At 54.4% G+C, this 26,298-nt stretch carries 30 protein-coding genes; 14 read left to right on the top strand and 16 right to left on the bottom strand.

From position 1 onward, the window contains the following. Window positions 1-11 precede the first annotated feature (11 nt). Complete coding sequence (locus tag J0A66_RS11345; protein WP_206573927.1) at window positions 12-314, bottom strand: DUF6482 family protein; 303 nt, start codon at window positions 312-314, stop codon at window positions 12-14. A gap of 61 nt (window positions 315-375) precedes the next feature. Then, window positions 376-1,614, bottom strand: a complete 1,239-nt coding sequence (locus J0A66_RS11350; protein ID WP_206573928.1) for a sterol desaturase family protein — start codon at window positions 1,612-1,614, stop codon at window positions 376-378. A gap of 270 nt (window positions 1,615-1,884) precedes the next feature. Between J0A66_RS11350 and J0A66_RS11355 the strand changes: the two genes are divergently transcribed. Both J0A66_RS11355 and J0A66_RS11360 read left to right on the top strand, forming a co-directional pair. Beyond that, the gene (locus J0A66_RS11355) at window positions 1,885-2,724 is read left to right on the top strand and encodes a DUF3014 domain-containing protein (protein WP_206573929.1); all 840 of its coding nucleotides are present in this window, start codon (window positions 1,885-1,887) and stop codon (window positions 2,722-2,724) included. Continuing rightward, a complete protein-coding gene (locus tag J0A66_RS11360; RefSeq protein WP_206573930.1) occupies window positions 2,724-3,260 on the top strand; it encodes a DUF1285 domain-containing protein in 537 nt (178 codons plus the stop codon). The genes J0A66_RS11355 and J0A66_RS11360 overlap by 1 nt, the downstream gene beginning before the upstream one ends. Window positions 3,261-3,269: 9 nt before the next feature. Here J0A66_RS11360 and J0A66_RS11365 read toward each other — a convergent pair whose 3' ends face one another. Further along, entirely contained in the window at window positions 3,270-4,811 is a 1,542-nt protein-coding gene (locus J0A66_RS11365; protein ID WP_206573931.1) for a methyl-accepting chemotaxis protein, read from the bottom strand. Between the two features lie 243 nt (window positions 4,812-5,054). On the opposite strand from J0A66_RS11365, the gene J0A66_RS11370 reads away from it, so the two are divergent. From J0A66_RS11370 to J0A66_RS11405, 8 genes are all read left to right on the top strand, one after another. Beyond that, window positions 5,055-6,338: a metal-dependent hydrolase family protein gene (locus J0A66_RS11370; RefSeq protein WP_206573932.1), complete on the top strand. Its 1,284-nt coding sequence runs from the start codon at window positions 5,055-5,057 to the stop codon at window positions 6,336-6,338. Between the two features lie 235 nt (window positions 6,339-6,573). Further along, window positions 6,574-6,882: a DUF883 domain-containing protein gene (locus tag J0A66_RS11375; RefSeq protein WP_206573933.1), complete on the top strand. Its 309-nt coding sequence runs from the start codon at window positions 6,574-6,576 to the stop codon at window positions 6,880-6,882. 9 nt (window positions 6,883-6,891) lie between these two features. Then, window positions 6,892-7,326: a hypothetical protein gene (locus J0A66_RS11380; protein ID WP_206573934.1), complete on the top strand. Its 435-nt coding sequence runs from the start codon at window positions 6,892-6,894 to the stop codon at window positions 7,324-7,326. Then, window positions 7,316-7,558: a hypothetical protein gene (locus J0A66_RS11385; RefSeq protein ID WP_206573935.1), complete on the top strand. Its 243-nt coding sequence runs from the start codon at window positions 7,316-7,318 to the stop codon at window positions 7,556-7,558. The genes J0A66_RS11380 and J0A66_RS11385 overlap by 11 nt, the downstream gene beginning before the upstream one ends. A 97-nt stretch (window positions 7,559-7,655) precedes the next feature. Beyond that, window positions 7,656-8,714 (top strand): hypothetical protein, encoded by a 1,059-nt coding sequence (locus J0A66_RS11390; RefSeq protein ID WP_206573936.1) that lies wholly within the window; start codon window positions 7,656-7,658, stop codon window positions 8,712-8,714. 152 nt (window positions 8,715-8,866) lie between these two features. After that, window positions 8,867-9,334: a Dps family protein gene (locus J0A66_RS11395; protein ID WP_206573937.1), complete on the top strand. Its 468-nt coding sequence runs from the start codon at window positions 8,867-8,869 to the stop codon at window positions 9,332-9,334. 162 nt (window positions 9,335-9,496) lie between these two features. Further along, complete coding sequence (locus J0A66_RS11400; protein ID WP_206573938.1) at window positions 9,497-9,937, top strand: hypothetical protein; 441 nt, start codon at window positions 9,497-9,499, stop codon at window positions 9,935-9,937. Next, window positions 9,934-10,155 (top strand): hypothetical protein, encoded by a 222-nt coding sequence (locus J0A66_RS11405; RefSeq protein WP_206573939.1) that lies wholly within the window; start codon window positions 9,934-9,936, stop codon window positions 10,153-10,155. The genes J0A66_RS11400 and J0A66_RS11405 overlap by 4 nt, the downstream gene beginning before the upstream one ends. Window positions 10,156-10,167: 12 nt before the next feature. On the opposite strand, the gene tusA is transcribed toward J0A66_RS11405, so the two are convergent. From tusA to rph, 3 genes are read right to left on the bottom strand one after another with little or no spacing between them, the layout of a single operon-like run. After that, entirely contained in the window at window positions 10,168-10,416 is a 249-nt protein-coding gene (gene tusA / locus J0A66_RS11410) for a sulfurtransferase TusA (RefSeq protein ID WP_206573940.1), read from the bottom strand. Then, window positions 10,406-11,047 carry an orotate phosphoribosyltransferase gene (pyrE, locus tag J0A66_RS11415; protein WP_206573941.1) on the bottom strand — a complete coding sequence of 214 codons (642 nt, stop codon included), beginning with the start codon at window positions 11,045-11,047 and terminating at the stop codon, window positions 10,406-10,408. Before pyrE ends, tusA begins: the two co-directional genes overlap by 11 nt. A 12-nt stretch (window positions 11,048-11,059) precedes the next feature. Next, window positions 11,060-11,773, bottom strand: a complete 714-nt coding sequence (rph, locus tag J0A66_RS11420; RefSeq protein ID WP_206573942.1) for a ribonuclease PH — start codon at window positions 11,771-11,773, stop codon at window positions 11,060-11,062. Window positions 11,774-11,886: 113 nt separating this feature from the next. Here rph and J0A66_RS11425 point away from each other — a divergent pair, with 113 nt between their 5' ends. From J0A66_RS11425 to J0A66_RS11435, 3 genes are all read left to right on the top strand, one after another. After that, the gene (locus J0A66_RS11425; RefSeq protein ID WP_206573943.1) at window positions 11,887-12,750 is read left to right on the top strand and encodes a YicC/YloC family endoribonuclease; all 864 of its coding nucleotides are present in this window, start codon (window positions 11,887-11,889) and stop codon (window positions 12,748-12,750) included. Window positions 12,751-12,936: 186 nt separating this feature from the next. Beyond that, window positions 12,937-13,230 carry a helix-turn-helix domain-containing protein gene (locus J0A66_RS11430; protein WP_206573944.1) on the top strand — a complete coding sequence of 98 codons (294 nt, stop codon included), beginning with the start codon at window positions 12,937-12,939 and terminating at the stop codon, window positions 13,228-13,230. A 171-nt stretch (window positions 13,231-13,401) separates the two neighbouring features. Continuing rightward, window positions 13,402-14,136 carry a choice-of-anchor H family protein gene (locus tag J0A66_RS11435; RefSeq protein ID WP_206573945.1) on the top strand — a complete coding sequence of 245 codons (735 nt, stop codon included), beginning with the start codon at window positions 13,402-13,404 and terminating at the stop codon, window positions 14,134-14,136. Here the strand turns inward: J0A66_RS11435 and J0A66_RS11440 are convergent. From J0A66_RS11440 to J0A66_RS11450, 3 genes are all read right to left on the bottom strand, one after another. Then, window positions 14,091-14,522 carry a nuclear transport factor 2 family protein gene (locus J0A66_RS11440; RefSeq protein WP_206573946.1) on the bottom strand — a complete coding sequence of 144 codons (432 nt, stop codon included), beginning with the start codon at window positions 14,520-14,522 and terminating at the stop codon, window positions 14,091-14,093. The two genes, J0A66_RS11435 and J0A66_RS11440, sit on opposite strands and share 46 nt — an antisense overlap. 291 nt (window positions 14,523-14,813) lie before the next feature. Further along, window positions 14,814-15,992: an HD-GYP domain-containing protein gene (locus J0A66_RS11445; protein ID WP_206573947.1), complete on the bottom strand. Its 1,179-nt coding sequence runs from the start codon at window positions 15,990-15,992 to the stop codon at window positions 14,814-14,816. Window positions 15,993-16,109: 117 nt separating this feature from the next. Beyond that, a complete protein-coding gene (locus tag J0A66_RS11450) occupies window positions 16,110-16,454 on the bottom strand; it encodes an MGMT family protein (protein WP_206573948.1) in 345 nt (114 codons plus the stop codon). 15 nt (window positions 16,455-16,469) lie between these two features. Here J0A66_RS11450 and J0A66_RS11455 point away from each other — a divergent pair, with 15 nt between their 5' ends. Continuing rightward, window positions 16,470-17,096, top strand: a complete 627-nt coding sequence (locus J0A66_RS11455; RefSeq protein ID WP_206573949.1) for a tRNA-uridine aminocarboxypropyltransferase — start codon at window positions 16,470-16,472, stop codon at window positions 17,094-17,096. Here the strand turns inward: J0A66_RS11455 and J0A66_RS11460 are convergent. From J0A66_RS11460 to atpD, 7 genes are all read right to left on the bottom strand, one after another. Beyond that, a complete protein-coding gene (locus J0A66_RS11460; protein WP_206573950.1) occupies window positions 17,029-18,309 on the bottom strand; it encodes a sensor histidine kinase in 1,281 nt (426 codons plus the stop codon). The two genes, J0A66_RS11455 and J0A66_RS11460, sit on opposite strands and share 68 nt — an antisense overlap. Beyond that, complete coding sequence (locus J0A66_RS11465) at window positions 18,302-19,669, bottom strand: sigma-54-dependent transcriptional regulator (protein ID WP_206573951.1); 1,368 nt, start codon at window positions 19,667-19,669, stop codon at window positions 18,302-18,304. Before J0A66_RS11465 ends, J0A66_RS11460 begins: the two co-directional genes overlap by 8 nt. A gap of 61 nt (window positions 19,670-19,730) precedes the next feature. Beyond that, window positions 19,731-22,217: an FtsX-like permease family protein gene (locus J0A66_RS11470; RefSeq protein WP_206573952.1), complete on the bottom strand. Its 2,487-nt coding sequence runs from the start codon at window positions 22,215-22,217 to the stop codon at window positions 19,731-19,733. After that, on the bottom strand, window positions 22,214-22,921 hold the full coding sequence (locus J0A66_RS11475; RefSeq protein ID WP_206573953.1) for an ABC transporter ATP-binding protein: 708 nt from the start codon (window positions 22,919-22,921) through the stop codon (window positions 22,214-22,216). Before J0A66_RS11475 ends, J0A66_RS11470 begins: the two co-directional genes overlap by 4 nt. A 3-nt stretch (window positions 22,922-22,924) precedes the next feature. Further along, window positions 22,925-24,169, bottom strand: coding sequence for an efflux RND transporter periplasmic adaptor subunit (locus J0A66_RS11480; protein WP_206573954.1), 1,245 nt, complete (start codon window positions 24,167-24,169; stop codon window positions 22,925-22,927). Window positions 24,170-24,436: 267 nt separating this feature from the next. Then, window positions 24,437-24,853, bottom strand: coding sequence for a F0F1 ATP synthase subunit epsilon (locus J0A66_RS11485; RefSeq protein WP_206573955.1), 417 nt, complete (start codon window positions 24,851-24,853; stop codon window positions 24,437-24,439). Window positions 24,854-24,906: 53 nt separating this feature from the next. Then, entirely contained in the window at window positions 24,907-26,298 is a 1,392-nt protein-coding gene (atpD, locus tag J0A66_RS11490) for a F0F1 ATP synthase subunit beta (RefSeq protein ID WP_206573956.1), read from the bottom strand.

Genomic DNA, 26,298 nt, shown 5'->3' on the forward strand with positions numbered 1-26,298 from the left:
TTGCTTCCTGATTATAGCGGGGATGGATTGAGATTGAGGGGTAACTTCATGCAGCCTGCCTGACCTGGATTACCGATCATTTCATCATAGGTGGACTGATGAAGCAGTTCTGCCTGATCTATCACGCAAGCGGCCAGGCTTGCCCGGATTTGCCCAACGCATGCAAAGCTGGCTGGCCTATCACCTTCGAAAACCGTAGCTTCCCTGCCGTTGATGCTCACTTTGAGCAGGTAAATGCCCATCCCACAGGATTGTACCCAGACATGATCCCAATGGGTGCGGTTACTGGTCAGTTCCTTCAGTTGGTACTTCATGGCTTTGCTCCGCGATTCGTCTGCGTGGTTCAACAGATTACGCGACAAAGCCGGTTTCAGTTCAGCCCCGTGGCTGCTCCTCCATCTGCACAAAAGGCCGGACGGGAGCCTTGATACGTATGCTCAGCAAAAGCCCAATACTTAACAGGGTACCCAGCCCCAGACCGGCCATCAACCAGGCCGGCAAGCTGAGATACAGAAGTACGGCCAGCACCAGTATATTTTTCATCCCCTCCAGCCACCAGGCAAAGGGGCGCTGCTCCATTAGTGCACCGATACTGAAACTGGACAGCAGCACAAAGCCCAGCAGGCCCCACTGCTGTCCCAGGGCCAGTTTGTCCACCGACAACATCAGCATAAAGGTAACCAGTACTGTCAGGCCATGCTGGATGACACAATAAACCTTGGTGGTCGCGGTGAGGGGAATATCAAACTTTCTGAAGCGGGTGAGATCGGCTCTGGGTAGCGGATACTTTTCTTCCACATCGGCCGGCCGCCAGCCGGTGCGTCTGAACCAGATACTCAGTTTGTCCTGCCAGCGGCCGGCATGCCAGCAATCTTTAGCCAACTGGCTGTATACATGCACATTGGCCCACAAGGGATTCCAGCTATGCAGGGCCTTGCGAATGCCAAACAGGGGTGGCTCTTCGTCCAGTTCTTCCTGAAAGGAACCAAAGAGTCTGTCCCAGACAATAAATACGCCCCCATAGTTTCTGTCGATATAGACCTGATTCTGGGCATGGTGGACCCGATGGTTAGAGGGCGTAACGAAGACCCATTCAAACCAGCCCAGCTTTGGTACATGGCGGGTATGCACCCAGAACTGGTAGATCAGGTTGAGGGAACCCACTGCCACAAAAATAACCGGCTCGATACCGAGCAGCGCCATAGGCAGATAGAACAGCCAACTGAACAACCCGCTGCTGCTTTGCCTCAGGGCTGTAGTGAGGTTGTATTCTTCGCTGGAATGATGCACCACATGGGCGGCCCACAGAATATTCATTTCGTGACCCAGCCGGTGATTCCAGTAGTAACAGAAGTCATAAAGCACGAATGCCAGCACCCAGACCCAGGCCATGTCGGGTAAAGACATCAGAGCCACATGTTCGAATACCAGTGCATAGAGGGTAAAGGGCACCAGTCTGCGGGCAATGCCGGTCGCCCGGCTCAGCACTCCGGCGCTGAGGCTGTTGACGGCATCGTTAACCCGGTAATAATCCGTTTTCCTGACCTTTTCCAGGATCAGTTCCAGACCGATTAGCAAAAAGAAAAAGGGTACTGCCAGCAAAATGTAACTCATGACAGGAACTCGCTACCTGGGGACCGGGTCCGCAAATTGTTAAAAAAGGGTTAAATTACCTCGTCTGACCAGTGTAATCCGCCGTTTGCTGACTGTCTAGCGAGTCACCAGGGGAACTGTGGCATGCTCTGGTGGTCTTGAATTGTTGTACTGATTAATCAATAAGTTGCACTATCATTGTTGTTAGAGGCCGCAGAGGGGTTGTGGATGTGATCCCGGCTGCGATTGACTTATACTGATATACAGAGCAAACCCATAAGGCGAGTGGTTATGACAGATAATGACACTGCAGAAAAGAAGTCCCTGATCCCCCATTTTCTTGTCGGGGCGTTGATCCTGATTGGACTGGTCGCGGTCTATTTCTGGCAGGCGGACCCCGAGCCGGCACCCAGGGTGGAAGAACCGGTGGCCATGCCAGTGGACGAGCCACAGGTGCCAGAGCCAGAGCCTGAACTGGACCCCGACGCCGCAGCGCCGCTGGAAACACCGGAGAATATGCAGCCACCTGCCCCTGAACCGACGCCTGAACCCGAGCCTTTGGATATCACCGATGGCGCGGTCAAGACTGCCGTGCTGGAAACCGGCGAGTATGAGGCAATGGCGAGGCTGCTGGTGGATGAAGACCTGCTGCGCCGCTTCGTGGTCTTCAGCAAAAACCTGTCTGACGAACAACTGGCGGCCAATCACGGAGTCCTGCAGCCCCCCAAACAGGAATTCCGGGTGTATCGCCAGGCAGGCAAGGAATGGATCGATGCGGCCAGCTATAAACGCTATACGCCTTATGTAGAAGCGTTGGACAGTCTGGACACAGATCAGCTCATTCAGCTTTATGGTAAATACAAGCCGGCCATTAACGAGGTTATGGCTGAGCTGGGTGAAGGCTCCAGGGATTTCGATACTGTGCTGACTGATGCGATTAACCACCTTCTGGATACTCCTGAAGTGCCTATGCCTGTTGAGGTCACCTCGGACAGCGTCATGTACAAATACGTGGATGAACGACTGGAGTCTTTGACTCCTCCGCAAAAACAATTGCTCAGAACGGGTCCCGAGAACATGCGGGTGATCAAGGCAAAACTCCGGGAAATTCTTGACGCCCTGATGCCCTGATGGATCTGTCACGCCTCGAACGGCAACTGAAGGAGCACAACAGTGCGATTGCGCCGGTCGAACAATGGGATCCGCCCTTCTGTGGGGATCTGGATATGCAAATCCGCCATGATGGAAGCTGGCACTACATGGGCACCCCCATTGGCCGCCAAGCCCTGGTCAGGCTGTTTGCCAGTGTACTGAAACGGGAAGGGGAAAATTACTATCTGGTTACCCCTGTGGAGAAAGTCGGCATTCAGGTTGAAGACGTTCCCCTGATCGTCACCAACTGGCGAGAAGAACAGGGTGTGTTAGTCTTCACTACCAATACGGGTCATAGCTTTGTGGTTGGTGAGGAACATCCGGTGACATTGATGTCGGATCGTGTCACCGCCGATTTGCTGCCTTATGCCAATGCCTGGCGTAATCTCTACGCCAGGCTGCATCAGAATGTGTTTTACCAATTGGTCGGACGCGGCAGAGAGACCCAACTGGAGGGACACAGGCAATTGGTAATCGACAGTGGTGACTACAGCTTCAGCCTTGGCATACTCTGAAAGCCAGTGCTAGCCGAAGGTTTTTACCATGGCGGCGATCTGGTCGATACTCTTCTTCAGTGAATCGGAACTTTGTTCCATGGACTGGGCCACCTGGGTGTTGTCGTCTGCCACCTGGGTAATGTTACCGATATTGCGGCTGATCTCCTCACAGACTTTTTCCTGCTCTTCTGAAGCCGTAGCAATCTGGGCTGAAAAGTCGGCGATCTCGGCCATCATCTGGTAGATATCGCCGATGGCCCCGGCTGACTCATTGGCATCCTGCACACAATCCATCGCCTGCTCCTTACTGGCCTCCATGCTGGAAACCCACTCCTTGAGGGTCTTACGCATGGCCTGCAGACTTTTGTGAATATTGGCAGTGGAAGTCTGGGTCCGGGTACTGAGGGCGCGAACTTCATCGGCCACCACCGAGAATCCCCGGCCGCTTTCGCCAGCCCGGGCCGCCTCAATGGCGGCGTTCAGGGCCAGCAGGTTGGTCTGCTCGGCGATGGCTTCGATTTCACCCATCACCCCGGCGACCTTGTCGGCCTCCATCACCAGTTGGTTGGCCGACCCCGCGGCCTGTTCCACCACCTTGGCCAGGTTGCTGACCTTTCCTTTACTGTGCTGCACGCTGTCCCTTGCAGTGGAACAGAAATCGCTGGCTTCACGAACCTTGGATGAGGTGTCGACGGTATTACGGGCAATTTCCTGGCTGGTGGCGGCCATCTGGGTAATAGCCGTGGCAATTTGCTGAACTTCAAATTTCTGCTGCTCCAGGCCTGCAGCAGTGGTGTGGGCAGCTTCGCTGGTGGTTCTTGCCACCCCGGCCAGCCCATGGGATGAATCCAGCATACGCCCAAGCACGGTGCGGATCCTGGCCTGTTTGAGTCCCAGATGGAAGTCGAAGTGGCTGTCCACACCCTTGCCGCTGTATATGTAGCGGCTGATGCTGTCGTAGGATCGTTGCAGGGATTTCGCCGCAACCGGCAATTTGACCACTTCATCCCAGAAAAGTCCCCCTAACAAAGCCAGGGAAACCAGTCCGGTGGCACCCGCTATCCAGCCGCCAAACCAGAACAGCATGACCAGCATCAGCAGGACGATAACACCGGCAGCCAGGAACTTCTGCTGCGGACCGGTCTCCCGGGCACTGAATTTGTCGGCGTTAAGGTCACGGTATGCCTTCTCAGCCCGTTCGACAAACTTCCGCTGAGGTTTGACCCGGACCGATTGGTAGCCCACTTTGTTACCTTTGTCGTAGATCGGGGTGACATAGGCATCCACCCAGTAATAACGTCCATCCTTGCACAGGTTTTTGACCATGCCGCGCCAGGCCTGCCCTTTTTCCAACTTCTCCCATAAATCCCTGAAGGCTTGCTTAGGCATATCGGGATGACGTACCAGGTTATGGTTTTTACCCACCAACTCATCAAACCTGTAACCGGCGACCTGACAGAAACTGTCGTTGGCATAAGTGATCACACCCCGCAGATCTGTCGTCGACACCAGTTCCTGTTGCTCGGAATACTGGACTTCTTCATTTACTACTGTCTGACTGCGGCGCATCTGGCTTCCCCTGTTCAAGAGCGGACTACTAAAGGCCTATCATAGCAAATGTTGCCTTGCATCCAGCAGCTTAGTTTATCCGCAAAGGAGGGGGTTCAGTCGCATACGCCCTTTGGTCAAGCAGGTTCGGAGGCCGCCGGGACCCCAGTTGCCACGACTGGCAGCCTCCCTGCGACCAGAAGCTTTGATCTGTGCTCCCTGGTCTTCTACTGTGGGTAGTTCCCATACCACAGGAACATAATAATGAAAAAATCCGCCCTCACATTACTGGCGGGTCTTGGCCTGGCCTGCTCAGCCCAAGCCGCCACCTATATCCACGCCGGTAAACTGATCACAGCCAAGAACGATAAGCTGCTGACCGAAATGACGGTGATAGTCGAAGGCAACCAGATCACCAACGTCATGGAAGGCTATATCCAGCCGGGGGCGGAGGATACCCTGGTGGACCTGAAAGACAGTACTCTGATGCCCGGCCTGATGGATATGCATACCCATATCAGTTCGCAACAGGGACCAGGGGCCTATATGGAGCGCTTCACTCTCAATGAAGCGGACTACGCCCTCAAAGGGGTGCACTACGCTGGCAAGACACTGGATGCAGGCTTTACCACTATTCGCAATCTGGGTGACAGCCACAACGAATCGGTAGCCTTACGAAAAGCCATCGAACAGGGGCTGGTCAAAGGCCCCCGCATCTACACGGCCGCCAAGACTATTGCCACCACCGGCGGCCATGGGGATCCCACCAACGGACGGGCAAAGGCGATTATGGGTGATCCGGGCCCCAACGAAGGCGTGGTTAACGGCGTCGCCGAAGCACGACAGGCCGTTCGCCAGCGCTATAAAGATGGTGCCGACCTGATTAAGATTACTGCCACCGGCGGGGTCTTGAGTGTGGCCAAGAGTGGCCAGAATCCCCAGTTTATGGAGGATGAGCTCAAGGCCATTGTCGATACCGCCAGGGATTACGGCATGACGGTCGCGGTGCACGCCCATGGTAAAGAGGGGATGAAACGCGCCATAGAGGCCGGGGTCACATCCATTGAGCATGGTACTTACATGGACAAGGAGGTGATCAATCTGATGAAGAAACACGGCACCTACTATGTCCCTACCGTGCTGGCCGGAAACTGGGTGGCGGAAAAAGCCAAGATTGATGGCTTCTTCCCGGAGCTGGTACGGCCCAAGGCGGCGGCCATTGGTCCACTGATTCAGGAAACGTTCGCCAGGGCCTACAAAGCCGGCGTAAAAATCGCATTCGGCACAGACTCGGGTGTTTCCGCCCATGGTGACAATGGACAGGAGTTTGTCCTGATGGTGGAGGCCGGCATGCCGGCCATTGAAGCTATCAGGGCAGCCACTTACCACGGTGCCAAATTGCTGAATATAGAAGATCAGCTGGGTACAGTGGAAGCCGGTAAACTGGCCGACCTGGTCGCTGTGCCGGGTAACCCCATCGAGGATATCAGTCGCATGAATCAGATCAATTTTGTAATGAAAGACGGTCAGGTCTACAAGAATCTCTGACAAGTCCGGCAGGGGGTCGTATACCCATCTGACAGGTATTTACCCCTGCCAATCCCTGTAAAATTTACCACTTCAACTGTAATTCCCTACCGTCCGTACATGACCTGCCTGCTCCTCCCTACGAGCACTTCTCCCTAAGCAACTGATTTTTAACAACTTACCTCACCTGGCATTAGGGTTGCTGAAGTTACCTGGAAAGCTAAAACCTTACCCGGCATCACGAAAGGAGAATATTATGGCTACAGCAACTCCCACAGGCAGCGCAGGCAACGGCGGCAAATCGCCAACCACCGAGCGCGCCACCAAGGCTGCACATGAGAAGATAGACGAATGGGCAGAAAGAGCGTCCAGCGCAGAAGAGACCGTTCGCCGACGCGCGGCCGACTCAAATGAGGCCCTGGCAGCCAGAAAAGAAGAACTTAAGCGTCAGATTGACAGTACCGTATCCCGCACCAACAGGCTGATTGCCGACCATCCTCTGGCCAGCGCGGGAGTCGCCTTCGCAGCCGGCGCACTCTTTACCTACCTGATGCGTCGCAAATAAGGGGGGCTGGTGAATAGCTCCTCCCCCGGCCAGTCTGGTCAGGAATCCTTCGCCGACAGCATTAAGTTGCTGGCGGCAGCCCTGTCAGAACTGGCCGCGGCCTATAAGGACCAGACCAAATGCGTGGGCCGGATTGCCCGCACAGAGTGGCGCCTGTCAGTCCGGGCAGTGGTACTGGCCCTGATTTGCATGATTTGTTTTGGGTCATTACTCGGTGCCTTCTGGCTGTCTGGTTTGCTGCTGCTTACCCTTGCCCTCCATGCCGTCAGCGCTTCCTGGCTGTTGAGTATCAGCACTACTTTGTTACTCCAGTTGCTGATGCTGGTGTATCTGGTACGTACCCTGCACCGTCTTTTTGCCCGGGTCGGGTTCTCCCAGACGCAGCAGGCTGCCCGTCACCTGGTCAGCCTGCCGATACAGAAGGCACCGGAACATGCTGGCTGAATGGCTATTACATAAGCATTTGAAGCGTCTGGAAAAGCAGCGGGCAGAATACCGTCGTAATACTGACTTTATACTGGCGTATCAACAGATTGCCCGCAGCAAAGGCACTCGGGCCCTCAGCTCGCCACCTGGACTGGCAATTTGCTTCACAGCTGGCTGTGTCACCGAGGTTGCCCGGGACAAGGTCACGCTACCCTGGCATCTGTTGCGCTTGATCCTGATTTGGGTGTAAGTCTTTGCCTGGGGCTGTCGATAAAGTTTCATTTGGCTAAATCTTGGCCAGGCTCTACAATGCCCACTCTGGCTCATTCTCCGCCACAGGGACGGCAATGCGATTCTCCTCTTTTCCACTGATATGTTTCTGCCTGCTGATGGCGGGGTGCAGCAGCCAGCCTGAGTTATTGCCGGAATTGAGCATCCAGGAAAGTAAAAAGCTCCAGCAAGAACAAAACCTGCCGGCTATCAGCCTGTTTTATCGCATTCACAGTGAGGCGCTGAGCCGTGAGTGTGAAGAATCCCGACAGTCACTGGCCAGCCACTGCCAGGAAAATGCCTTGGATGCCAGCCACTACCAGGCGGGCTTCGAAGGCACGAATCTGTTTCCCCTGGTCATGCTGGAAGAGTCCGGCCCCGATTACGAACTGATTCTGACCACGGCCAGCTTCTATGGTCCGCAAAGTGAAATGAAAGCAGAACTGCTGCTGGCCTGGCGTGGAATACTGCTCAAAGAGTACCGCTACAGTCTGCCGCTCGCGGAGGGGCTGGACAGTCCACAACAACTGGCCGATCAACTGGTGAGTTACTTTGTCAGTGATGCACTCTCTGAAGGTGTATTCGGCTCAGGCTATCTGGCCAGGACACTTAAATCGGATGATTATGAGGTGGATCTCAAGGCCCCTAATCAGGTTTCTAATTTCAAACTGAGCAAACGGCTGGTCTATAACGATCCGCTGGAAGGCTCGACCTTGACGTATCAGGATCCCGACTTTGACAATGACCGTATTGAGGTCAGCGTTTATCCTATTCCCACCAGCGATCTCAGCAATTTACCGGGCATTATAGAAGACGAAACGGATAAACTGCGCAAAAACCTGACTTCCTTTGCCCGGGAACACAGTCTGCCCCCCCTGTTCATGAGTGAGGATATCCTGGTGAATCTTCAGGTACAGGGACGGGAAATCAACGGCTACTATCTGGATGCGAGTATCGAGAGCAGCGCCGAACCATTTTATGCTTCGTACTTTTTCTTCATTCAGCATGACAAGATAGTTAAATTTACGACCACTTTTCCCTCAAGTTTTGCTATGGATTTTGTCAAACAGGCCCTGCCACAGATGCAAATTCCCAGTGAATCCCCCTTTATGTCAAGACTCAGGTCAATCAACTGATCAAGTAACGAAAAAATCGATTGCCAGAATTGACCTGTTGCATTGGCACCCGCAAGCAATCGATGAGATAGTTGTTTACGGCGTATTTGTCCTTCATAAAAGGTCATCGTGGATAACAGGAACATGATGACTAAGGGAAAAAGGAGCACAAGATGAGCAACATTGATATTGGCATTACCACCCAGGACCGCGAAGATATTGCAGAGGGTCTGAAGCGGTTACTGGCAGATTCTTACACTCTCTATCTGCAAACACATAATTTCCATTGGAATGTCACCGGCCCACAGTTTCGCGAGCTGCACCTGATGTTCGAAGAGCATTATACTGAGCTGGCCATCGCCGTTGACGATCTTGCCGAGCGCATCCGGACCCTGGGCGTCTACGCACCGGGCACATACAAGGCTCTCTCCATGTATTCTTCCATCGAAGAGGTCGAAGACATACCGGCCGCCTCAGAGATGGTGGTGATTCTGACCAAGAGTCACGAGCAGGTCGTCAAGACCTGCAGGGACGTATTGAAACTGGCCCAGGAAGGCGACGACGAGTCTACCGCGGCTCTTGTTTCAGATCGTATGCGCATCCATGAGAAAACTGCCTGGATGTTGCGGGCAATGCAATAATACAGCTACGTTCAGGGGTGCCCTGGCGCCCCGCCTCTCTCGACTGAGTCACTTTTCTGCTCTGCTGCCTGCTATGCAAGGCATACCAAATGCGTTGTTGATAATTATTCTCATTTGCACTAACTTGGTCTTATCCTCTTTTAACAGACCAAGGATCGTCATATGCAACGTGATTTTCTCTGCCCTCCTCACCGGGCCTGGCTGAGCGCCAATCCGGATTTCGTCATGTCTCATTTCAATCGTTGGTGGTCGGCTGCTCAATGTTTTCGTTACCAGGAGCAATGGGAGCAGGCCTTACCTTTTCTTGGCTGTGCGTTCGAAACAATCGAGCTCTTGCTGAAGCAGCCCCGCGCACAAGACAGGATGTGGGTGGTACAGCTCACTGCTACCGCGATACTGCTGGCCGATACCTTTTCGAAGTTGCATCGAAACGAGGAGGGTTGGCAAGTCATCCACAGAACACGCGATCTGCTGACGGAGCTGGTGCAGCGGCACAGAGACCTTTGGCAAACTTGCCAGAAGTGCCTGAAAACCCTGAAGGAAGCGTCACTGAGCAATCTGCAGGGAGCCTTGGCTGAGAGAGTCTCAGGTGGACTGCATTGAAGGCAACGGTCAACCCTCAGAAGGAGTTCAGACCGGTCACAAGGCTGACCTACAGCGACGAGGGACTGGAAATCCTTAATCTGAAGATTCACAGAAGCACGCTGGAACGGTTGCTTAGAACCCGGCAGCTGTATCTGGAGGAGCTGAGCAGTGCCGACAGCCAAACTGCCGGCACACTCAAAAACTTACTCAGGCAATGCATCCAAAGCAAGTGCTAACTAACCTGGAAGCTACAGGCCTTTCCTGATCAGATAACGATAGGGGCTGGAAGCTGTTTCGCTGCTCAACAGTTGATGGTCCATAAAGCGGCAAAAACTTGGAATATCACGGGTGGTGGCCGGATCGTCGGCCAGCACGAGCAGCGTCTGACCCTCGGTCATCTTACGCAAGGTCATACGCACCATCATTACCGGCTCGGGACAACGTAAACCCAGGGTGTCCAGCTGATGATCCGCCTCGGCAAAAGACTCAGATACCATACTGCTTACGGTAAAGTCTGATGTTGTTCAAATGCTCAGCCATCGACGGTTTGTCTTGCAGATACTCCACCAGGTCATTGAGACTGACAATGGACACTACCCGGGTTTGGAAATCCCGCTCGACCTCCTGGATGGCAGACAGCTCTCCCTGGCCTTTTTCCTGCCGGTCCAGGGCAATCAACACGCCGGCCAGGCTCGCGCCGCCGGCTTCAATGATTTGCATGGATTCGCGGATGGCGGTGCCCGCCGTGATGACATCATCCACCAGCATCACCCGGCCCTGCAGCGGGCTGCCTACCAGTGAACCCCCCTCACCGTGGGTCTTGGCTTCCTTGCGATTGAAACAGTAAGGCTTGTCAACACCGAATTTGTCAGCCAGGGCCACTGCGGTAGTGGTGGCGATAGGAATCCCTTTGTAAGCCGGGCCGAACAGCAGGTCAAACTCGATACCTGAGTCGAGCAGGGCTGCAGCATAAAACTGGCCCAGCCTGGCCAAATCCCGCCCGGTATTGAACAGTCCGGCATTAAAGAAATAAGGGCTGGTACGGCCGGACTTCAGGGTGAACTGACCAAACCTCAACACCTCACGCTCTAACGCGAACTCAATAAATTGTTTTTGATAAGTCTGCATGTTGTCCCCGGCTCAATTTAACGCGGCACGCTGGATATCGAATATCTCGCGCAGGGCGTGTTTGGCCAGTTCCATCATTTCCTGCATTTCTTCGAAACTGAACGGCTCGGCTTCGGCCGTGCCCTGAACTTCGATCAACTTGCCTGAATCTGTCATCACCACGTTCATATCGGTTTCGGCTACAGAATCCTCGAGGTATTCCAGATCGGCCACGGGGGTGCCTTTAAATACACCTACTGACACAGCGCCAATCATGTATTTCATCGGGTTTGTCTTAATCAATCCCCTGGCCCGCATCCAGGTCAGGGCATCCGCCAGGGCCACACTGGCACCGGTAATCGACGCCGTGCGTGTGCCGCCGTCAGCCTGAATTACGTCACAATCCAGCAGGATGGTATTTTCTCCCAGCAACTTAAGGTCCACTGCGGCCCGCAAAGAACGGGCGATAAGACGCTGTATCTCCAGGGTACGACCGCCCTGCTTACCCCTGGCGGCTTCACGATCGCTACGGGTGTGGGTGGAGCGCGGGAGCATGCTGTACTCGGCGGTGATCCAGCCTTTTCCCTGTCCTTTCATAAACCGCGGCACGCCTTCTTCGACTGAGGCGGTGCAAATCACTTTGGTATTTCCAAACTCAATTAACACAGAGCCCTCTGCATGGCAGGTGAACTGGCGGGTGATGGAAACGGGACGAATCTGGCTGGCGGTTCTGCCACTTGGACGCATTGGGAACTCCTGGGACGATATCAGTCGATTTTGGCCGCCAATTATAACCGCAAACTGCTGCAAGATGCAGAATCAGTTATACTGGCTCAAAACTCAGTGAAGGACGCTACCCGATGATATACAGCATGACCGCATTCGCCCGCAAGGAACACACTGCCGAATGGGGCACAGCCGTTTGGGAAATCCGCTCTGTGAATCAGCGTTATCTTGAAACCTATTTCAGGCTTCCGGAACAATTTCGTTCCCTGGAACCGCTGTTAAGAGAGCGATTCCGCCAGGCCCTGCAAAGGGGAAAGGTGGAATGCAGTCTGCGCTATGTGGCCAACGATGCTGCCGTCGGCAAAGTAACACTTAACGAAGCCCTGGCTAAGCAATTGATGGAGGCGGCGGACTGGGTGCAATCCCATGGCCAGTCAACCGGGGTAAGTCCGTTCGACGTATTGCGTTGGCCAGGAGTTATCAGTGCTGAGGAAGCAGACATGGATACCGTGCAGGCCCAGTTGCTGGAAACCTTCGACAATGCCCTGAAAGAACTGGTCAGTGCCAGAGGCGCCGAAGGGGAAAATCTGAAGGAACTCATTGAGCAACGTCTGCAGGGCATAGAAGTGGAAGTGGGCAAAGTCAGGGAGAAAATGCCCGCCGTGATGAAATGGCAGAGAGATAGAATCAGCAGCAAATTCGAGGAGGCCAGGATCGAGCTGGATGCCGGCCGCCTTGAACAGGAAATGATCCTGCTGGCAGCCCGTCTTGATGTGGCCGAAGAGCTGGACAGACTTCACTCACACCTTTCTGAAACGCGCAAAATTCTGCACAAAGGAGGGGCGGTCGGACGCCGACTGGACTTTATGATGCAGGAGTTCAACCGCGAGTCCAATACCCTCGCATCCAAGTCCATCGATGCCGATATCACTCAGTCTGCAGTGGAGCTCAAAGTACTGATTGAACAGATGCGCGAGCAGATCCAGAATATTGAATAGAGCAATATTTTGCACATCAGTGGATGCCCGGCAGTTGCCGGGTGCTTTATCCCCTGTACAGATAGAGGCTGAATTTTGTCCATCTTACCATCACCTCGGGGCAAGATTCACTGAACTAGCCATTGAGAGCGAAGCAGTTCATGTGTATTATTTTGCGCATAATTTACCGCTACACCCAATCTGCCAATGTGTTCTGATTCAGTAAAGCCTGGGAAAAATTCTGCACAAAATCCTGAAAGAGAGATCATTACGGCATTGCTGATTTCTTATCAGAAAGGAGAGCTGACCGCCGGCCAGATTCTGAAGATCATGCGCCGGGAAATTCTGGAAATGAACCAGACCGAATATGCAATTTTGGTCGGTATCAGTCGCCGCACTCTCTGTGCACTGGAACAGGATCAGGGAAGTCCGACCCTTGCTGTGTTTAATGCAGCTTTTCGACCCTTTGGCCTCCAGGCGGGCTTGATCACAGCTTTATGATTACTTCCGTAACTTGGCGCAACACAAAACACTAAGTTAGTGCTTACTTTTCAGGTATTTCAATGACTTTGCGTGCGGTTTTAAGCCTTCAACCTACGGGGTTTAGGAAGGGTTCAGTTTCAATTCACCGGCGGTCTCCCACACTGACATGGAGTCATCAAGGAGATCCCCATGAAGCCACTGCTACTTACCTGTTTGCTGCTCGCGGCGGCGCCAATTGCCCAGTCAAGCGAGATCTGGCGGGCCAGATCCATTGAAAAGCTGCCGGGAAACCAATCCGGGCAGAGTATCAAATCCTCGGTCCCACTGGCCCAGAGTCAGGGGGCGAATCTTCAGCAACAACCGGCTCAGCAACTCAAACTGAGATCCAGTTATTCAGGTCCGGAGGATTTTTGGATCTACGACGCCTGGATCAGCCTGATCAGTGACACTGATCATGATGGCTACTACTCAGAGTTCCTGCTGGGCTTCGATGCCGACAGCCGTTATGTCACTGTCCCTGTCTATGCCAGGCTGTATCTGACCAGGGGCGACACATTTCGGGAATATCACACTACTTCCATCTTCACTATTGAAGGCGAAAACAGCGAAGATTACTTTGAAGTAAGCACCGAGCTGCTGGAGGGCTTTGTTGACGATGATTATGAACTGTTGATTGAGCTGTATGACGGTGACACCAATGAACTGGTGGCCGTTTACGACAGTTATAACGACAGTGATCTGCTCTACCTGCCACTGGAAAGTCAGGAGTATGAGTACCGTGAAACCCATGTAAGTGTGCATGGCGGAGGCAGCATTGGCTGGCTTGGTCTATTGGCTGTGGCATTGTTAGCCGCCTGCCGGCACTGGCATTGTAAGGGTTACTCGGCCGCGCGGGTCGCCTGCCAGATGACTGCCCGCCACTGACCCTCACGGCGGATAAATGTGCCACTGTTAAGGTAGTCGGTCTGTTGGTGCGAGTTTTTCCCTATCAGGCGGAAGGCCACCACAGCCACTTCACCAAAAACCCGGACTTCAACCTGTTCAGCACTGTATTGGACGGCGTCATGCCCCGCGGACACGGGGCCCGCCGACAGGACATCTTTCATCAGTTCGGCCTTGCCAAACCGCTTTCCGGACGAACTGGTATAGATCAGGGTTTCGTCCCAGAAAGCCTGGTGTACCTGAGCGTCATTTCGCGAAGCTCCTTCCATAAACCAGTCCAGCCGCTGTTTTAGCAGCTCAGCGCTATTCTCCCCGGCAAGGAGGGGTAGGCAGAAGAAGAGCAGCAGCAGGGAAAAAATGATTCTCATGGATTGTCCCGTGGATTGTTTATACCTTTTTAACAGATGTCTGGCCGGGCTTAAACCATCATCTTGTTAACGAGCTGAAGGTCCGGGTGTAAGAAGTCTGAGGAGCAGCTGTATGTCTTACCCGAGATTTACAGCAACACCTGGCCCGCTACCTGAAGTCGCATCCCTTACTGCTGAAATCTCGCCCAGGCAGTTCTGTATTGAGCAACCCCCTGATAGGTCTGGGCCTTTGACCTTCCGATCTAACCCCCAACCAGTTGCAGAGCATTATGGACGACCTCGGGGACGGGGTTAAGGGGCGATGGAGGTATTAAAGAACCGTACAAAATCAATGCCCAGCTCTTCAGGAAGTATTGCCCTTTCAATATCGAAGTTCATTCTGGGCGTGGCCAGGTCATATACCTTGGGAGGCAGATAGTGTCCGGCAGTCTGTGAATAGAACACCTTGATTCTGGGCTGCAGCGGCAATTTCTCATTTTGCCTGATGACCATCCCAACCTTGCCATTATCCAGCCTGACCAGGCTGCCTGTGGGATAGACCCCCACGCATTTGACAAATTGTTGCACCAGCGTTTCATCGTAAAGTTCAGGAGCCTGCAGTAATATCTTTAATGCTTTGCTGGTAGGCATGGCCTTACGATAGGGTCGCTCCGCTGTCATGGCATCGAAGCTGTCCACAATGGCCAGCATCCGACCATACAGACTGATATGGTCTCCCTTCAAACCATCAGGGTAGCCGCTGCCGTCAAGACGCTCATGGTGCTCGGCAATAGCCTGTATAGCCTCGGCGGGAAAGACAGCTTGTTTTCTGAGATCCGACAGGCTTTTTTCCACGTGGGTCTGAACCATTTCTCGCTCATGGGCCGACAACGCGGCTTCCTTTTCCAGCAAGCTGTCGGGGATCAGGACCATACCCAGATCATGCATCAGCCCTGCCAGGGTAAGGGCATGGACTTCCCCTTCTGACATCTGCCTGAACTGGGCAAATCTGGCCATCAGCACTGACACATTAGTGGCATGTTCCATCTGATATCCGCCCTTGTCACGGATACGGGTCAGGGTCATCAAGGCGTCAGGATTACGTTTGCTGGAAGCAATGACCCGATCAGCATATTCATCGACCACCTCAGGCTCCGGAGGGGATCCCAGCTCCATGGCCGTCAACAGTCTTTTCATCAGCACTTTGCCCTGGTCATGCAGAAACCTGGCCCGGCCAATCTCAGTATCATAAGAAACCGAAACATCCTTGTCCTCGTCCGGCAGCACTTCCGGCACGCCGGACTTTTGTCGCTGTTTCTGCTTCTCCGGGTCGATGATAAGGGACTGGATACCCTTGCGCTTCAAATCCCTGATGGTGTCCCAACTGGAAACCATGCCGCGGGTCTTGATTTTCAGGTCGCCGGTTTGGGTGGCTATGCTGTGCACATACATGCCTACTGCCAATTCATCAATACTGATTTCTTTCAACATACCCAAGTCACTCTGAAGGGCCTCTCCCTTTGCTTGCCAGTCGGGATTGATCCACTTCGGCAGAGCGAATAATGATAGCAAGTTCCGATAGTTAAGCTGTACTGATTATACGCCGGTTCAAAATTCCAGCCTGAACAACAACTCAGCCAGGTCCGGCGTCCACTGAAACGCCTTCAGTCTTACCCTGTTGTTTAGCACGGCCACCCCTTCCTCCTGAAGACGGCCTTTTTGCTCTTCTGCCGCCTCAGAGCCTGGAGGAAAGGCTATCTGGCCATTGGATCGCAGAATGCGATACCAGGGCACCTGCATCCCGGGAGGAGCGTATCCCAGCGCCTTTCCGACCAGCCTGGCCCGCCCAGGCAGGCCGGCCAGATCGGCGATCTGGCCATAGCTGGCCACCTTGCCAGGGGGCACCAACTGAACCGTCTTCCAGATTCGGGTATACTTGTGTTCGCTGTTCATCTTGATCTGTGCCTTATGTCCCCACGCCAGTATTGTGCAATCTGCCGCTATCCTCAATCCGTTTGTCTTTGCCACCTGGTCAGACAACTGGACAATCAGACCAGGTTAATTGTGCTGCAGCATCCTAGCGAGATCCGGGTTGCAAAAAATACCCTGCGTCTGCTGGCTCTGTGTCTGACCAGACTGGATATTGTTGTGGGAGAAACACCCGAAGATTTCATGGCTGTGGAACACTATTGCCGGCAGCAACCGCAGCATGTGGCCGTGCTCTATCCCAACCCGGAAAGTGCAGCGTTGGAACAGTCCAACTCCTCAAGGGTCTTGCCCAAAGCCCTGATACTTATTGATGGCACCTGGCGAAAAGCCTTTAGAATCTGGCAGTTGAATACCTGGTTGCATGGCTTGCGCTGCTACCATCTGGAATCGCCCCCTGCCAGTCGTTACAAGCGTAAGGCCAGGGCCGAACATCAGTTGTCCACACTCGAGGCCGCGGCCCACGCCCTGACCCTGCTGGAAAGCCTGGATTGTGATCCTCTCTATCAGTTACAGGACGAACGCCAGCGGCGGCTGTCAGCTAGGGGGAACGGATTGTCAGGGGCCAGCTCAGTTCTACCGAAGCCCCGCCCTCAGGCCGGTTGGTAATCCTGATTCTGCCGCCGTGTCTGGCCACTATCATATTGACCAGTGCCAGACCAATGCCCGCCCCCTCGGCTTTAGTGGTGTACAAGGGAGTGAGGGCATTGTCGAGGTTGGCGAATCCCTCGCCCTGATCTTCCACCATCAGGAACTGCATGCCGTCTGCGTGGAAAAAGCGCACCTGTATTTCCGATTCCGGTTTTAGCTGGGCTTCCACGGCATTTTTAACCAGATTCATCAGCACTTGTCCAAGCAGGATGGGATCCCCGTGACAGCGATGCTCCCCGAAAAAGCTTAATTCCGTGCCCCCAGGTAACAGGCTGCGGCTTTGCTCGACCAGCGAGCTCAGGTCAAACCATTCCTGGCGCGGCTGCGGCACCTGGCTCACGGAGGCAAACCTTTGAACAAAGTTGAGCAGGCCCCGCGCCCGCTGGCGAACTCTGTCCAGTACCTGCCTGACCTGTTCGGGGGGCCAGCTCTGCATTTCCAACAGGGTATCTGTCATGGATGCCATGGGCGTCAGGGAATTGCGTAACTCATGGCTGAGCACCCTGACCAGATTGTTCTGAATGATCATTTCTGATTGGTGCAATGGCAGGGAAATATCGTTGGCAATAAACAGCCAATAGTCTTCTTCGGCCAGACGGTAACGGATGCTCTGGTTTTGCCAGCCCTTTTGCAAACTGGGGTGATGGAGCTGGTTGTCGCTGAACACAAATCCCATATCGCCAGCCCTGGCCCCGAGCAAAAGCGAAATGCCACGCAGTTCACGGGCGGTTCGATTGGCGTACACCAGTATGGTGGATTCTCCAAAAGCACAGACAGGCTGTGGCCAGTTATCGAATACCTGAGCCAGCAGCAGACTGAAACTTTGCTGCTGTTGCACAGCCTGGAGTCGGTGACGGGCCAACCTGTCTATCTCAACCACCAAGCCCTCTGTCAGAGAAGGTCGGCTGGCTTGCGACAAAACCACCCGCTGTTCGCCCTCATTTAAACTCTGGGTGTAAGCGGTGAGACGCATCCAGGGCTCCGTCAGATATCGCCATGCCCGCCATCCGCACCACCCCAGGGGATAGGTGAAAATCAGCAGGGTGGTAATTATTCCGAGCCAGCTCCACTGCCAGCTTGACAGCAAAAGAGCGACCAATACCAATATCAGAACAACAGTGGCAAGTATCGCCATCAGCAGCAGCGTTTCTCTGCTGAACCTCTCAGTCATCACTGAATTCCCGCTTATCCAGGCCGAATTTCTCCATCCGCCGATATAGCGCATTTCTGGAAATACCCAGTGCTTGTGCCGCCTGGCTGATTCTACCCCGGCATCTGGACAGGGCGGACTGGATCATTTCCTGTTCAACCTCATCCAGGGTCCTGGAGGGTAGTGAGGAGGCCTGCATGGATGCCTGCTGTGGCAGCAGCAGGTGCTCTGCGGTGATCAGTTTATGCTGGCATATCAGCACCGCCCGCTCGATAATATGACTGAGTTCACGGATATTGCCGGGCCAGTCATAGTCCAGCAACAGGTCCAGAGTGGAGTCGGCTATAGCCAGCTCTTTGCCATACTGGCGGCAAAACCGACGGCAAAACAGGTCTGCCAGATCGGCGATATCATCCCGCCGCTGGCGCAGCGCCGGCAATTCCAGCACAAAGGTATTGAGCCGGAACAGCAAGTCCTGCCTGAACCGTCCCTCACCGACCAGCTTTTGCAAATCCGCATTGGTGGCACTGATAATTCTGGCGTCTGATTGCTGGGTCTGGCTGGCACCGACCATTTCATACTCGCCGGTTTCCAGTACCCGCAACAGTTTTGGCTGCACTTCCGGCGGTAAGGTACCGACCTCATCCATAAACAGAGTGCCACCGTTGGCCAGTTCGAAACGCCCCACCCGGGATTCACGCGCATCGGTAAAGGCTCCTTTGCGATGTCCGAACAACTCGCTCTCAAACAGATTGGCGGGGATAGCGCCCATATTAACCGAGATAAAGGCATGCTGGCTGCGGGATGAAAGCCGGTGAATGCGCCTGGCCAGCACCGACTTGCCCGTGCCGTTTTCACCCAGTATCAGTATGTTGGCGCGGGTAGGTGCCACCTGCCTGACCAGACTCTCCAATGCCCTCATAGAGGAGGAATTGGCAATCCAGTCCTCCTCGGGGCTGTTTAACATGGCCCTGAATGTCTGATTCTGAACCGCAAGATCCCTGATTTTGCATTGCTGCTCCAGAATCTGCAGTAATCTGTGTTTGTCCCAGGGTTTCTCAATGAAATCGGCGGCGCCTTCCTGCATACCTTTCACAGCCAGCTCGACACTGCCCCAGGCCGTCATTAATACGGTCCTGATACCCAGTTCGGTTAAATGGCGAAGCTGCGTCAGGCCCTCCTCGCCACTGGTGGTATCGCGGCTGAAATTCATGTCCAGCAATACCAGGTCAGGTTGCTGCCGGCTCAGCACCACGGCGATATCCTTCTGACTGGCCGCTTCTATTGTCTGGTAGCCTTCATTTTCAAGCAGCATCTTCAGTGCCAGGCGGATATCCTGATCATCGTCGGCCACTAAGATCAGCCCCTTGGTTGCCCCCATGTTACTCCCCACCTAATTCAAAAAAGGGGCCCTGCGGCCCCTGACAGATTCTGATGGACAATTACAACTCACGCAATACTTGCATGGGGTCAGCCCTGATCACCCGCCAGCCGGGCAATACCACGGACAACAGCATGGTCACCGCCAGAATCACATTGACCAGCAGACTGGTTGGCCAGTTAAACGCCGGTGCCTGGTCTATAAGACCTGTCAGGTACTGATAGCCCAGCACTGAGCCAAACAAACCCAAGCCCAGGCCGGCACTCAACATCAGGGTGGCATCTTTTAATAGCAAAACCAACAGGCGATTCTGCCTGGCACCCGTCGCCATGCGCACGGCCAGCTCATAACGCTTTTGCGCCGCATTCATCTGACTCAGTCCGGACACACCGATGGCAGCCAGGGCCAGAGTCAGAACGGCCATTCCCAGCACCACATACATATTCAGCCTCGACTCTGCAGTCATGGTCTGCCACCGCTGTTGCATACTCTCTAAGCCGATTTCACCCAGTCTTGGATCCAGGTCAGACAATATGGGAACAAGCTGCTCCCGTGTCAGAGTTTGTCCCTCTGGCATCAGCACCACCATCTGCAACCGGGGCTGGTCACTGCCATTAGCATCGGCATTGACATCGGCAAAATAGATTACCGGCGGCGTGCTATTCAGCAGCCCCCCTAACACAGGTCTGGTATTGCCCACTATGCCGGCCACCCGGAAGATGTCATCGCTGTCGTTGCCCAGCTTAATTTCCTTACCCACCAGGTTCTGCCAATACTCAACCCCCTCCAACTGCCTGGCGTAGTCGAGATCCACCAGCACTTCCCGTGAGCCGTTTTGTGGGCCAGTCAGGTCGGCTCCCGCCAGCAGGGGGATATGGAAGCTTTCCAGGTAACCCCTGCCCCATTGTCTGGGCAGGTACATGCGGGACTCGCCTGTCTCAGGATCCGGGTAGGCCCGCATGGTGAGGCTCTGACTGAGGGGCAAGCTCTCCACGTCGACCACCGCCTGCGGCTCCAGCTTGCGCAGCCTGTCCGCCAGCGCCGAACGCAATTGCTGAAGCTCGCTGCCACTGTAGCTCTCAAAGTCATACAAAGATTGTTGCCAGGCTTCGTCTTTGTAAGCCAGGCTAATCTCATAGGCATTGACCATCTCATATCCTGGATACTGGTAGACATCCTGATAGCTCTTGTATACCGAAGTCATGGCGGCAGTCATCAGGGTACAGGCGATGGTCAGTTGCAGGACCATCAACATGCGGTTCAGGCCCTGTTTCTGTTGCGCAGGCGTGCCCTTGCCACTGCTGTTGAGGTTGTCGGTCAGGGCCTGCTGTTGCACATGCAGCAGGGACACACTGGCAAACAGCAGATTGATCAGCATCACCAGCAGCATCGCCACCAGCAAACTCAGGCTGTCCAGATTGATCTTATCGAGCAGCGGCAGACTGTCACCAGCCAAGTCAGGCAGCACCCTGATCAGCCAGGCCGCCCCCAACAGTCCGGTAACGCTGGCCAGCATAAACATGGGCAGGTTCTCCAGGAATACCAGCAGGCGTAAGCGCCTGGTTGAAGCGCCCATACAGAGCTGAACAGAGAACTCCTTGCTGCGTCCCTGATAGTGAGCGATAAACATGTTCAGCAGATTCAGACAGGCCATGACCAGCAGGCTGACCATGGCCACAATCAGCAAACTCACCAGCTTACCGCTGTCACCGACAAAGAAATCCCGATATGACTGTACCGATACTGAATGGGGCTTTGACAAGATGAACTCACGGGCCCGGGGCTCACTGATTTGAGTATCCAGGTAAGTTAGATACCAGTCTTCCAACTGACGATTGTCCGGAACCTGACCGCCTGGTGCCCGCAGTAAATTCAACTGGGTAGTGCCCAGGCTCAGTGATTCGTTGTTCAGAAGAGACTCTTGCAGGGGGGCAAAGCGCCAGACCTGCTCCCGAATCAGGCTGCTGTTACCCTCTATATCCATGCTGGTGAAATCCCCCAGCACCCCAAAAACCGGCCAGTCCCGACCGCCGATACGAATGGTCTCTCCCTGAAGATTTGACCGCTCACCAAACACCGCCCGCCAGAGGGATGCCGAAATCCAGACCCCCTCTTTGGCGTTGTCAGCCGAGGTCCCTTCACCGAGCAACAGAGGCAGACCAATTACATCGGTCGCACCGCTGGTGGCATTAAGCAGGGTGACCTGGTACTGCTGACCCTCCACTTCCGCCTGGCTATCCTGATTGACAACCTGGGCCCAGTCCCCCAGCCCGGCAAAGCGTTGCTGCAGATGGGCGAAGCGACGCCGATCACTGAGAAAGGACACATTCATCTCGTCGTTGAATTGCAGTCTGACGTCCAGTTGATAGAGCTGTTGTTCCTGTTTAACCCCGGGCAGCGGCTGAAACAGAAGGGTTTGAGCGATGGAAAGTACCGTCAGCACCGCCGCCAGGGTCAGACCCAGTGTCAGCATCAAAGGCAGGGATAACCGGGGTTCTGAAAACAACCTTATCAGGCCCCGTCTGAGCGATCCTCGGTACAGGCTCATGCGACCTCCCTGTCCGCCTGGCGAACTTGTTTTTCTGCCACCACCCGGCCGTCAAGCAGTTGAATCTGGCGGTGAGCCAGGCCGCTGTACCGACTGTCGTGGGTAACCATGACGATGGTGGACCCCTGCTTGTTCAGTTCGAGCAACAACTGCATAACTGCATCACCGTTTTTGGTATCCAGGTTTCCAGTGGGTTCATCCACCAGGATCAGATCCGGTTTACCCACCAGGGCTCTGGCAATGGCCACCCGCTGCTGTTGACCACCTGAAATCTGATTCGGCCTGTATTGCATTCTGTGCCGCATGCCGACTTTGTCCAGCGCCTCTACCACAGCTTCTTTAATAACAGCGGCTTTTTCGCCCCTGTGCTCCAGAGGCAGGGCCACGTTTTCAAATACTGTCAGGCTGTCAATCAGGTTAAAAGACTGAAACACATAACCTATGTGCAGGTTACGGATGCGGGTGCGTTCATCCGTTTTCAGATGCTGGGTGTCGATGCCGGCCAGACGGTATTGTCCTTCGCTGGCACCGTCCAACAGTCCCATAATGGTCAGCAAGGTGGATTTACCGCAGCCCGAAGGTCCGGTTATGGCAACAAATTCGCCCTGCTGTATTTCCAGCGATACCCCTTGTAAAGCATGGGTTTCGATCTGCTGACCCTGATATTTCTTGTGAATATTTTGCATCGATACGACGGTTTTCATGATTTATCCTTTTTGTTGCAACTGTATTTTCTCATGGTCGGCCCAGCTGTCATGCATCTGCGCCACCAGTTGTTCATTGGGCTGAAGGCCAGAAAGCACCACCAGCCTGCCCTGACTGACATCACCCAGCTCTATGGTGCGCTTCACCGCCAGGCCATGCTCTGCAATCACAAAGCGTTGCAATTGGGTACGGGGACTGAGTCCAGCCGCCTGGGGAATAGACAGGGCATTATCCATTGACTGGATGAAGATTTGCCCGGTAACCGGCATGGCTGGTCTGGCGTCCACCGGCAGTGCTTGATCAAAGCCGACTTCAGCCAGCACCACACCGTTGTTCACCACCGACTCGATCCGGTTAACCCGGCCTGTTACCTGGCCTTTTCGCGTTTCCACCTGTACCGGGGCACCGACCTTGATCAGGTCGGCCTGATGCTGTGGGATCCTGAGTCTTGCCAGCAGTTTGCTGTCACTGCCGACTTTGCCCAGCGAAGCGCCCTGGGGCACGTTCTGACCCAGCTCTACTTCCAGGCTCTGCAGAGTACCGGCGATCCCGGCCCGGACCTGCATGTTCTCCAGTTGCCTGACCAACAGATCCAGTTGCTGCTGTTCCTGATCCACCTCGATTTCCTGCTGCTTGTACTGCAGGGTCTGCATCTTCAGGAATTGCCGGTATTTTTGCTGTTCGAAGTCCAGACGCTTGGCCTGTTGTTTGACTTCCAGTTCGGCCCGCAGGATATCGAGCCTGGCGGATACTCCCCGTTCTGAAAGCTCCTTGAACACCTTAAGCTCCAGTTCGGCTTCCTCGAGATCGGCGGCGATAGCGGCAATGCGCCCCTCAAAGTCCAGCCTGGCATTATTCTGCTCCAACTGGTAAGACTGAAGCGCCGCTTGCTGACGAACCAGTTCGCCTCTGGCGTGGCTGACCTGCTGTTCCAGTTCAGGATTGGACAGGGTCAGGATCAGACTGTCAGGCTCCACTTTGGCCCCGGGGCGAACGTGAATGGCGGCTACCTTGCCCAGTGCCTGGCTGGTGAGCAGTCGCTCTTCCGCCGAGAACAACTCACCAAACGCCTGACTGTGCATTTCCAGGGGACCCTGATGCACTGTCAACAGGGTAAGGTCCGATGCGCTGGCTGTGGGCAGTTTATCCTGCCCGAGCAGGTAAAAAGACAGGAAACACAGACCGGCAAGTCCAGCACCCAGCCAGACAGGCTTAGCGGATCGACGGGGGGTAATTTGAATGTCCAATGGCTTCTTCCTCCAATTGCTTGTCATAGCGATATTGAAAAAGCCGTGCCATTTATAATTCTACATATATTCAATATGTTACACATACTCAGCCGGAACTGGCCTAAGTAGATGTACCGAATACGCACAGAAGTGTTCGAAATCGAACAATTTCAGAGTTGTCGGGGACAGGCAGAGGCAGTCTCACAACCCCTGCATTGATTCGCTGCACGAACCCAATAAAAAACCCCGCCGAGGCGGGGTTTTTTTAATCTGACTGCGCCTTGCTTACTTGCGCATGCTCTTGATCAGTCGAAGCTGGGCGATGGCCTCTGCCAGTTCGGCAGCCGCTTCGGCGTAATTCAGATCACTGCTCAGGTTGGCAATGTGTTCTTCGGCACGACGTTTGGCTTCCAGGGCGGCCTGTTCGTCCAGGTCAGCAGCGCGTACGGCCACATCGGCCAGCACGATAACATTACCGGGCTGGACTTCCAGCACGCCGCCAGCGATATAGATCAACTCTTCGTGACCATGCTGTTTGACCAGGCGCACCATACCAGGCTTAAGGGTAGTCAGTAGCGGGGCATGACCGGGATAGATACCCAGCTCGCCTTCGCTGCCGGTCACCTGAATGGTTTCGACCCGACCGGAGAAAATCTTCTCCTCGGCACTAACCACATCGAGATGTACAGTCATAGCAGCCATTTCACCTCCTAACGGTTTGAACCGCTATGCCGGCATAAGCCGGCACAGCACCCTTACTTCTTAGCCTTGTTGGCTTTTTCCATGGCTTCTTCGATTGAACCCACCATATAGAAGGCCTGCTCCGGCAGGTGATCGTATTCACCTTCCAGGATGCCCTTAAAGCCACTGATGGTGTCTTTCAAAGGCACATACTTACCCGGCGATCCGGTAAAGACTTCAGCCACGAAGAAAGGCTGGGACAGGAAACGCTGAATCTTACGCGCACGGCTGACCACCTGCTTGTCTTCCTCAGACAGTTCATCCATACCCAGAATGGCGATGATGTCCTTCAGCTCTTTGTAGCGCTGCAGTACGGACTGCACGCCACGGGCCACGTCGTAGTGCTCCTGACCGATAACCAGTGGATCCAACTGACGGGAGGTGGAATCCAGCGGGTCAACCGCAGGGTAGATACCCAAAGAAGCAATATCACGGCTCAGTACCACAGTCGCATCCAAGTGGGCGAAGGTGGTTGCCGGGCTGGGGTCAGTCAAGTCATCCGCGGGCACGTATACGGCCTGGATGGACGTGATTGAACCTGTCTTGGTGGAGGTAATACGCTCCTGCAGCACACCCATCTCTTCGGCCAGGGTGGGCTGATAACCTACCGCAGACGGCATACGACCCAGCAGGGCCGATACTTCAGTACCGGCCAGGGTGTAACGATAGATGTTATCCACGAAGAACAGTACGTCACGGCCTTCATCACGGAACTTCTCAGCCATGGTCAGACCGGTCAGGGCCACACGCAGACGGTTGCCCGGCGGCTCGTTCATCTGACCGTATACCAGAGAAACCTTGTCCAAAACGTTGGAGTCGTTCATCTCATGGTAGAAGTCGTTACCTTCACGGGTACGTTCACCCACACCGGCGAAAACGGAATAACCGCTGTGCTCGATGGCGATGTTCCGGATAAGCTCCATCATGTTAACGGTCTTACCCACACCGGCACCCCCGAACAGACCGACTTTACCGCCTTTGGAGAACGGGCATACCAGGTCGATAACCTTGATGCCTGTTTCCAGCAGTTCTACCGTGCTGGACTGTTCTTCATAGCTTGGGGCTTCACGGTGGATAGACCATTTTTCTTCCTCACCGATGGGACCTGCCTCATCGATAGGATTGCCCAGTACATCCATGATACGGCCCAGCGTGGCTTTACCCACTGGCACCATGATGGGTTCACCGGTATTTTCTACCTCCAGACCACGGCTCAAACCGTCTGTGGTACCCATGGCAATAGCTCGCACCACGCCGCCACCCAATTGTTGCTGAACTTCCAGTGTCAGCCCGCTCAGGTTGCCAGAGGCTACCCTGAGTGCGTCGTAAACCCTGGGTACCGCTGATTGTGGAAACTCTACGTCCACTACGGCACCGATAATCTGGACGACCTTACCTTGACTCAT

It is taken from the genome of Bowmanella dokdonensis (assembly GCF_017254865.1).
Lineage (GTDB): Bacteria > Pseudomonadota > Gammaproteobacteria > Enterobacterales > Alteromonadaceae > Bowmanella > Bowmanella dokdonensis.

What these genes read in the sequence shown, in the direction of transcription:
- J0A66_RS11345 (WP_206573927.1), bottom strand. Translation starts at nt 314, where the DNA reads ATGAAGTACCAACTGAAGGAACTGACCAGTAACCGCACCCATTGGGAT.
- J0A66_RS11350 (WP_206573928.1), bottom strand. Translation starts at nt 1,614, where the DNA reads ATGAGTTACATTTTGCTGGCAGTACCCTTTTTCTTTTTGCTAATCGGT.
- J0A66_RS11355 (WP_206573929.1), top strand. Translation starts at nt 1,885, where the DNA reads ATGACAGATAATGACACTGCAGAAAAGAAGTCCCTGATCCCCCATTTT.
- J0A66_RS11360 (WP_206573930.1), top strand. Translation starts at nt 2,724, where the DNA reads ATGGATCTGTCACGCCTCGAACGGCAACTGAAGGAGCACAACAGTGCG.
- J0A66_RS11365 (WP_206573931.1), bottom strand. Translation starts at nt 4,811, where the DNA reads ATGCGCCGCAGTCAGACAGTAGTAAATGAAGAAGTCCAGTATTCCGAG.
- J0A66_RS11370 (WP_206573932.1), top strand. Translation starts at nt 5,055, where the DNA reads ATGAAAAAATCCGCCCTCACATTACTGGCGGGTCTTGGCCTGGCCTGC.
- J0A66_RS11375 (WP_206573933.1), top strand. Translation starts at nt 6,574, where the DNA reads ATGGCTACAGCAACTCCCACAGGCAGCGCAGGCAACGGCGGCAAATCG.
- J0A66_RS11385 (WP_206573935.1), top strand. Translation starts at nt 7,316, where the DNA reads ATGCTGGCTGAATGGCTATTACATAAGCATTTGAAGCGTCTGGAAAAG.
- J0A66_RS11390 (WP_206573936.1), top strand. Translation starts at nt 7,656, where the DNA reads ATGCGATTCTCCTCTTTTCCACTGATATGTTTCTGCCTGCTGATGGCG.
- J0A66_RS11395 (WP_206573937.1), top strand. Translation starts at nt 8,867, where the DNA reads ATGAGCAACATTGATATTGGCATTACCACCCAGGACCGCGAAGATATT.
- J0A66_RS11400 (WP_206573938.1), top strand. Translation starts at nt 9,497, where the DNA reads ATGCAACGTGATTTTCTCTGCCCTCCTCACCGGGCCTGGCTGAGCGCC.
- tusA (WP_206573940.1), bottom strand. Translation starts at nt 10,416, where the DNA reads ATGGTATCTGAGTCTTTTGCCGAGGCGGATCATCAGCTGGACACCCTG.
- pyrE (WP_206573941.1), bottom strand. Translation starts at nt 11,047, where the DNA reads ATGCAGACTTATCAAAAACAATTTATTGAGTTCGCGTTAGAGCGTGAG.
- rph (WP_206573942.1), bottom strand. Translation starts at nt 11,773, where the DNA reads ATGCGTCCAAGTGGCAGAACCGCCAGCCAGATTCGTCCCGTTTCCATC.
- J0A66_RS11425 (WP_206573943.1), top strand. Translation starts at nt 11,887, where the DNA reads ATGATATACAGCATGACCGCATTCGCCCGCAAGGAACACACTGCCGAA.
- J0A66_RS11430 (WP_206573944.1), top strand. Translation starts at nt 12,937, where the DNA reads ATGTGTTCTGATTCAGTAAAGCCTGGGAAAAATTCTGCACAAAATCCT.
- J0A66_RS11435 (WP_206573945.1), top strand. Translation starts at nt 13,402, where the DNA reads ATGAAGCCACTGCTACTTACCTGTTTGCTGCTCGCGGCGGCGCCAATT.
- J0A66_RS11440 (WP_206573946.1), bottom strand. Translation starts at nt 14,522, where the DNA reads ATGAGAATCATTTTTTCCCTGCTGCTGCTCTTCTTCTGCCTACCCCTC.
- J0A66_RS11445 (WP_206573947.1), bottom strand. Translation starts at nt 15,992, where the DNA reads ATGTTGAAAGAAATCAGTATTGATGAATTGGCAGTAGGCATGTATGTG.
- J0A66_RS11450 (WP_206573948.1), bottom strand. Translation starts at nt 16,454, where the DNA reads ATGAACAGCGAACACAAGTATACCCGAATCTGGAAGACGGTTCAGTTG.
- J0A66_RS11455 (WP_206573949.1), top strand. Translation starts at nt 16,470, where the DNA reads ATGTCCCCACGCCAGTATTGTGCAATCTGCCGCTATCCTCAATCCGTT.
- J0A66_RS11460 (WP_206573950.1), bottom strand. Translation starts at nt 18,309, where the DNA reads ATGACTGAGAGGTTCAGCAGAGAAACGCTGCTGCTGATGGCGATACTT.
- J0A66_RS11465 (WP_206573951.1), bottom strand. Translation starts at nt 19,669, where the DNA reads ATGGGGGCAACCAAGGGGCTGATCTTAGTGGCCGACGATGATCAGGAT.
- J0A66_RS11470 (WP_206573952.1), bottom strand. Translation starts at nt 22,217, where the DNA reads ATGAGCCTGTACCGAGGATCGCTCAGACGGGGCCTGATAAGGTTGTTT.
- J0A66_RS11475 (WP_206573953.1), bottom strand. Translation starts at nt 22,921, where the DNA reads ATGAAAACCGTCGTATCGATGCAAAATATTCACAAGAAATATCAGGGT.
- J0A66_RS11485 (WP_206573955.1), bottom strand. Translation starts at nt 24,853, where the DNA reads ATGGCTGCTATGACTGTACATCTCGATGTGGTTAGTGCCGAGGAGAAG.
- atpD (WP_206573956.1), bottom strand. Translation starts at nt 26,298, where the DNA reads ATGAGTCAAGGTAAGGTCGTCCAGATTATCGGTGCCGTAGTGGACGTA.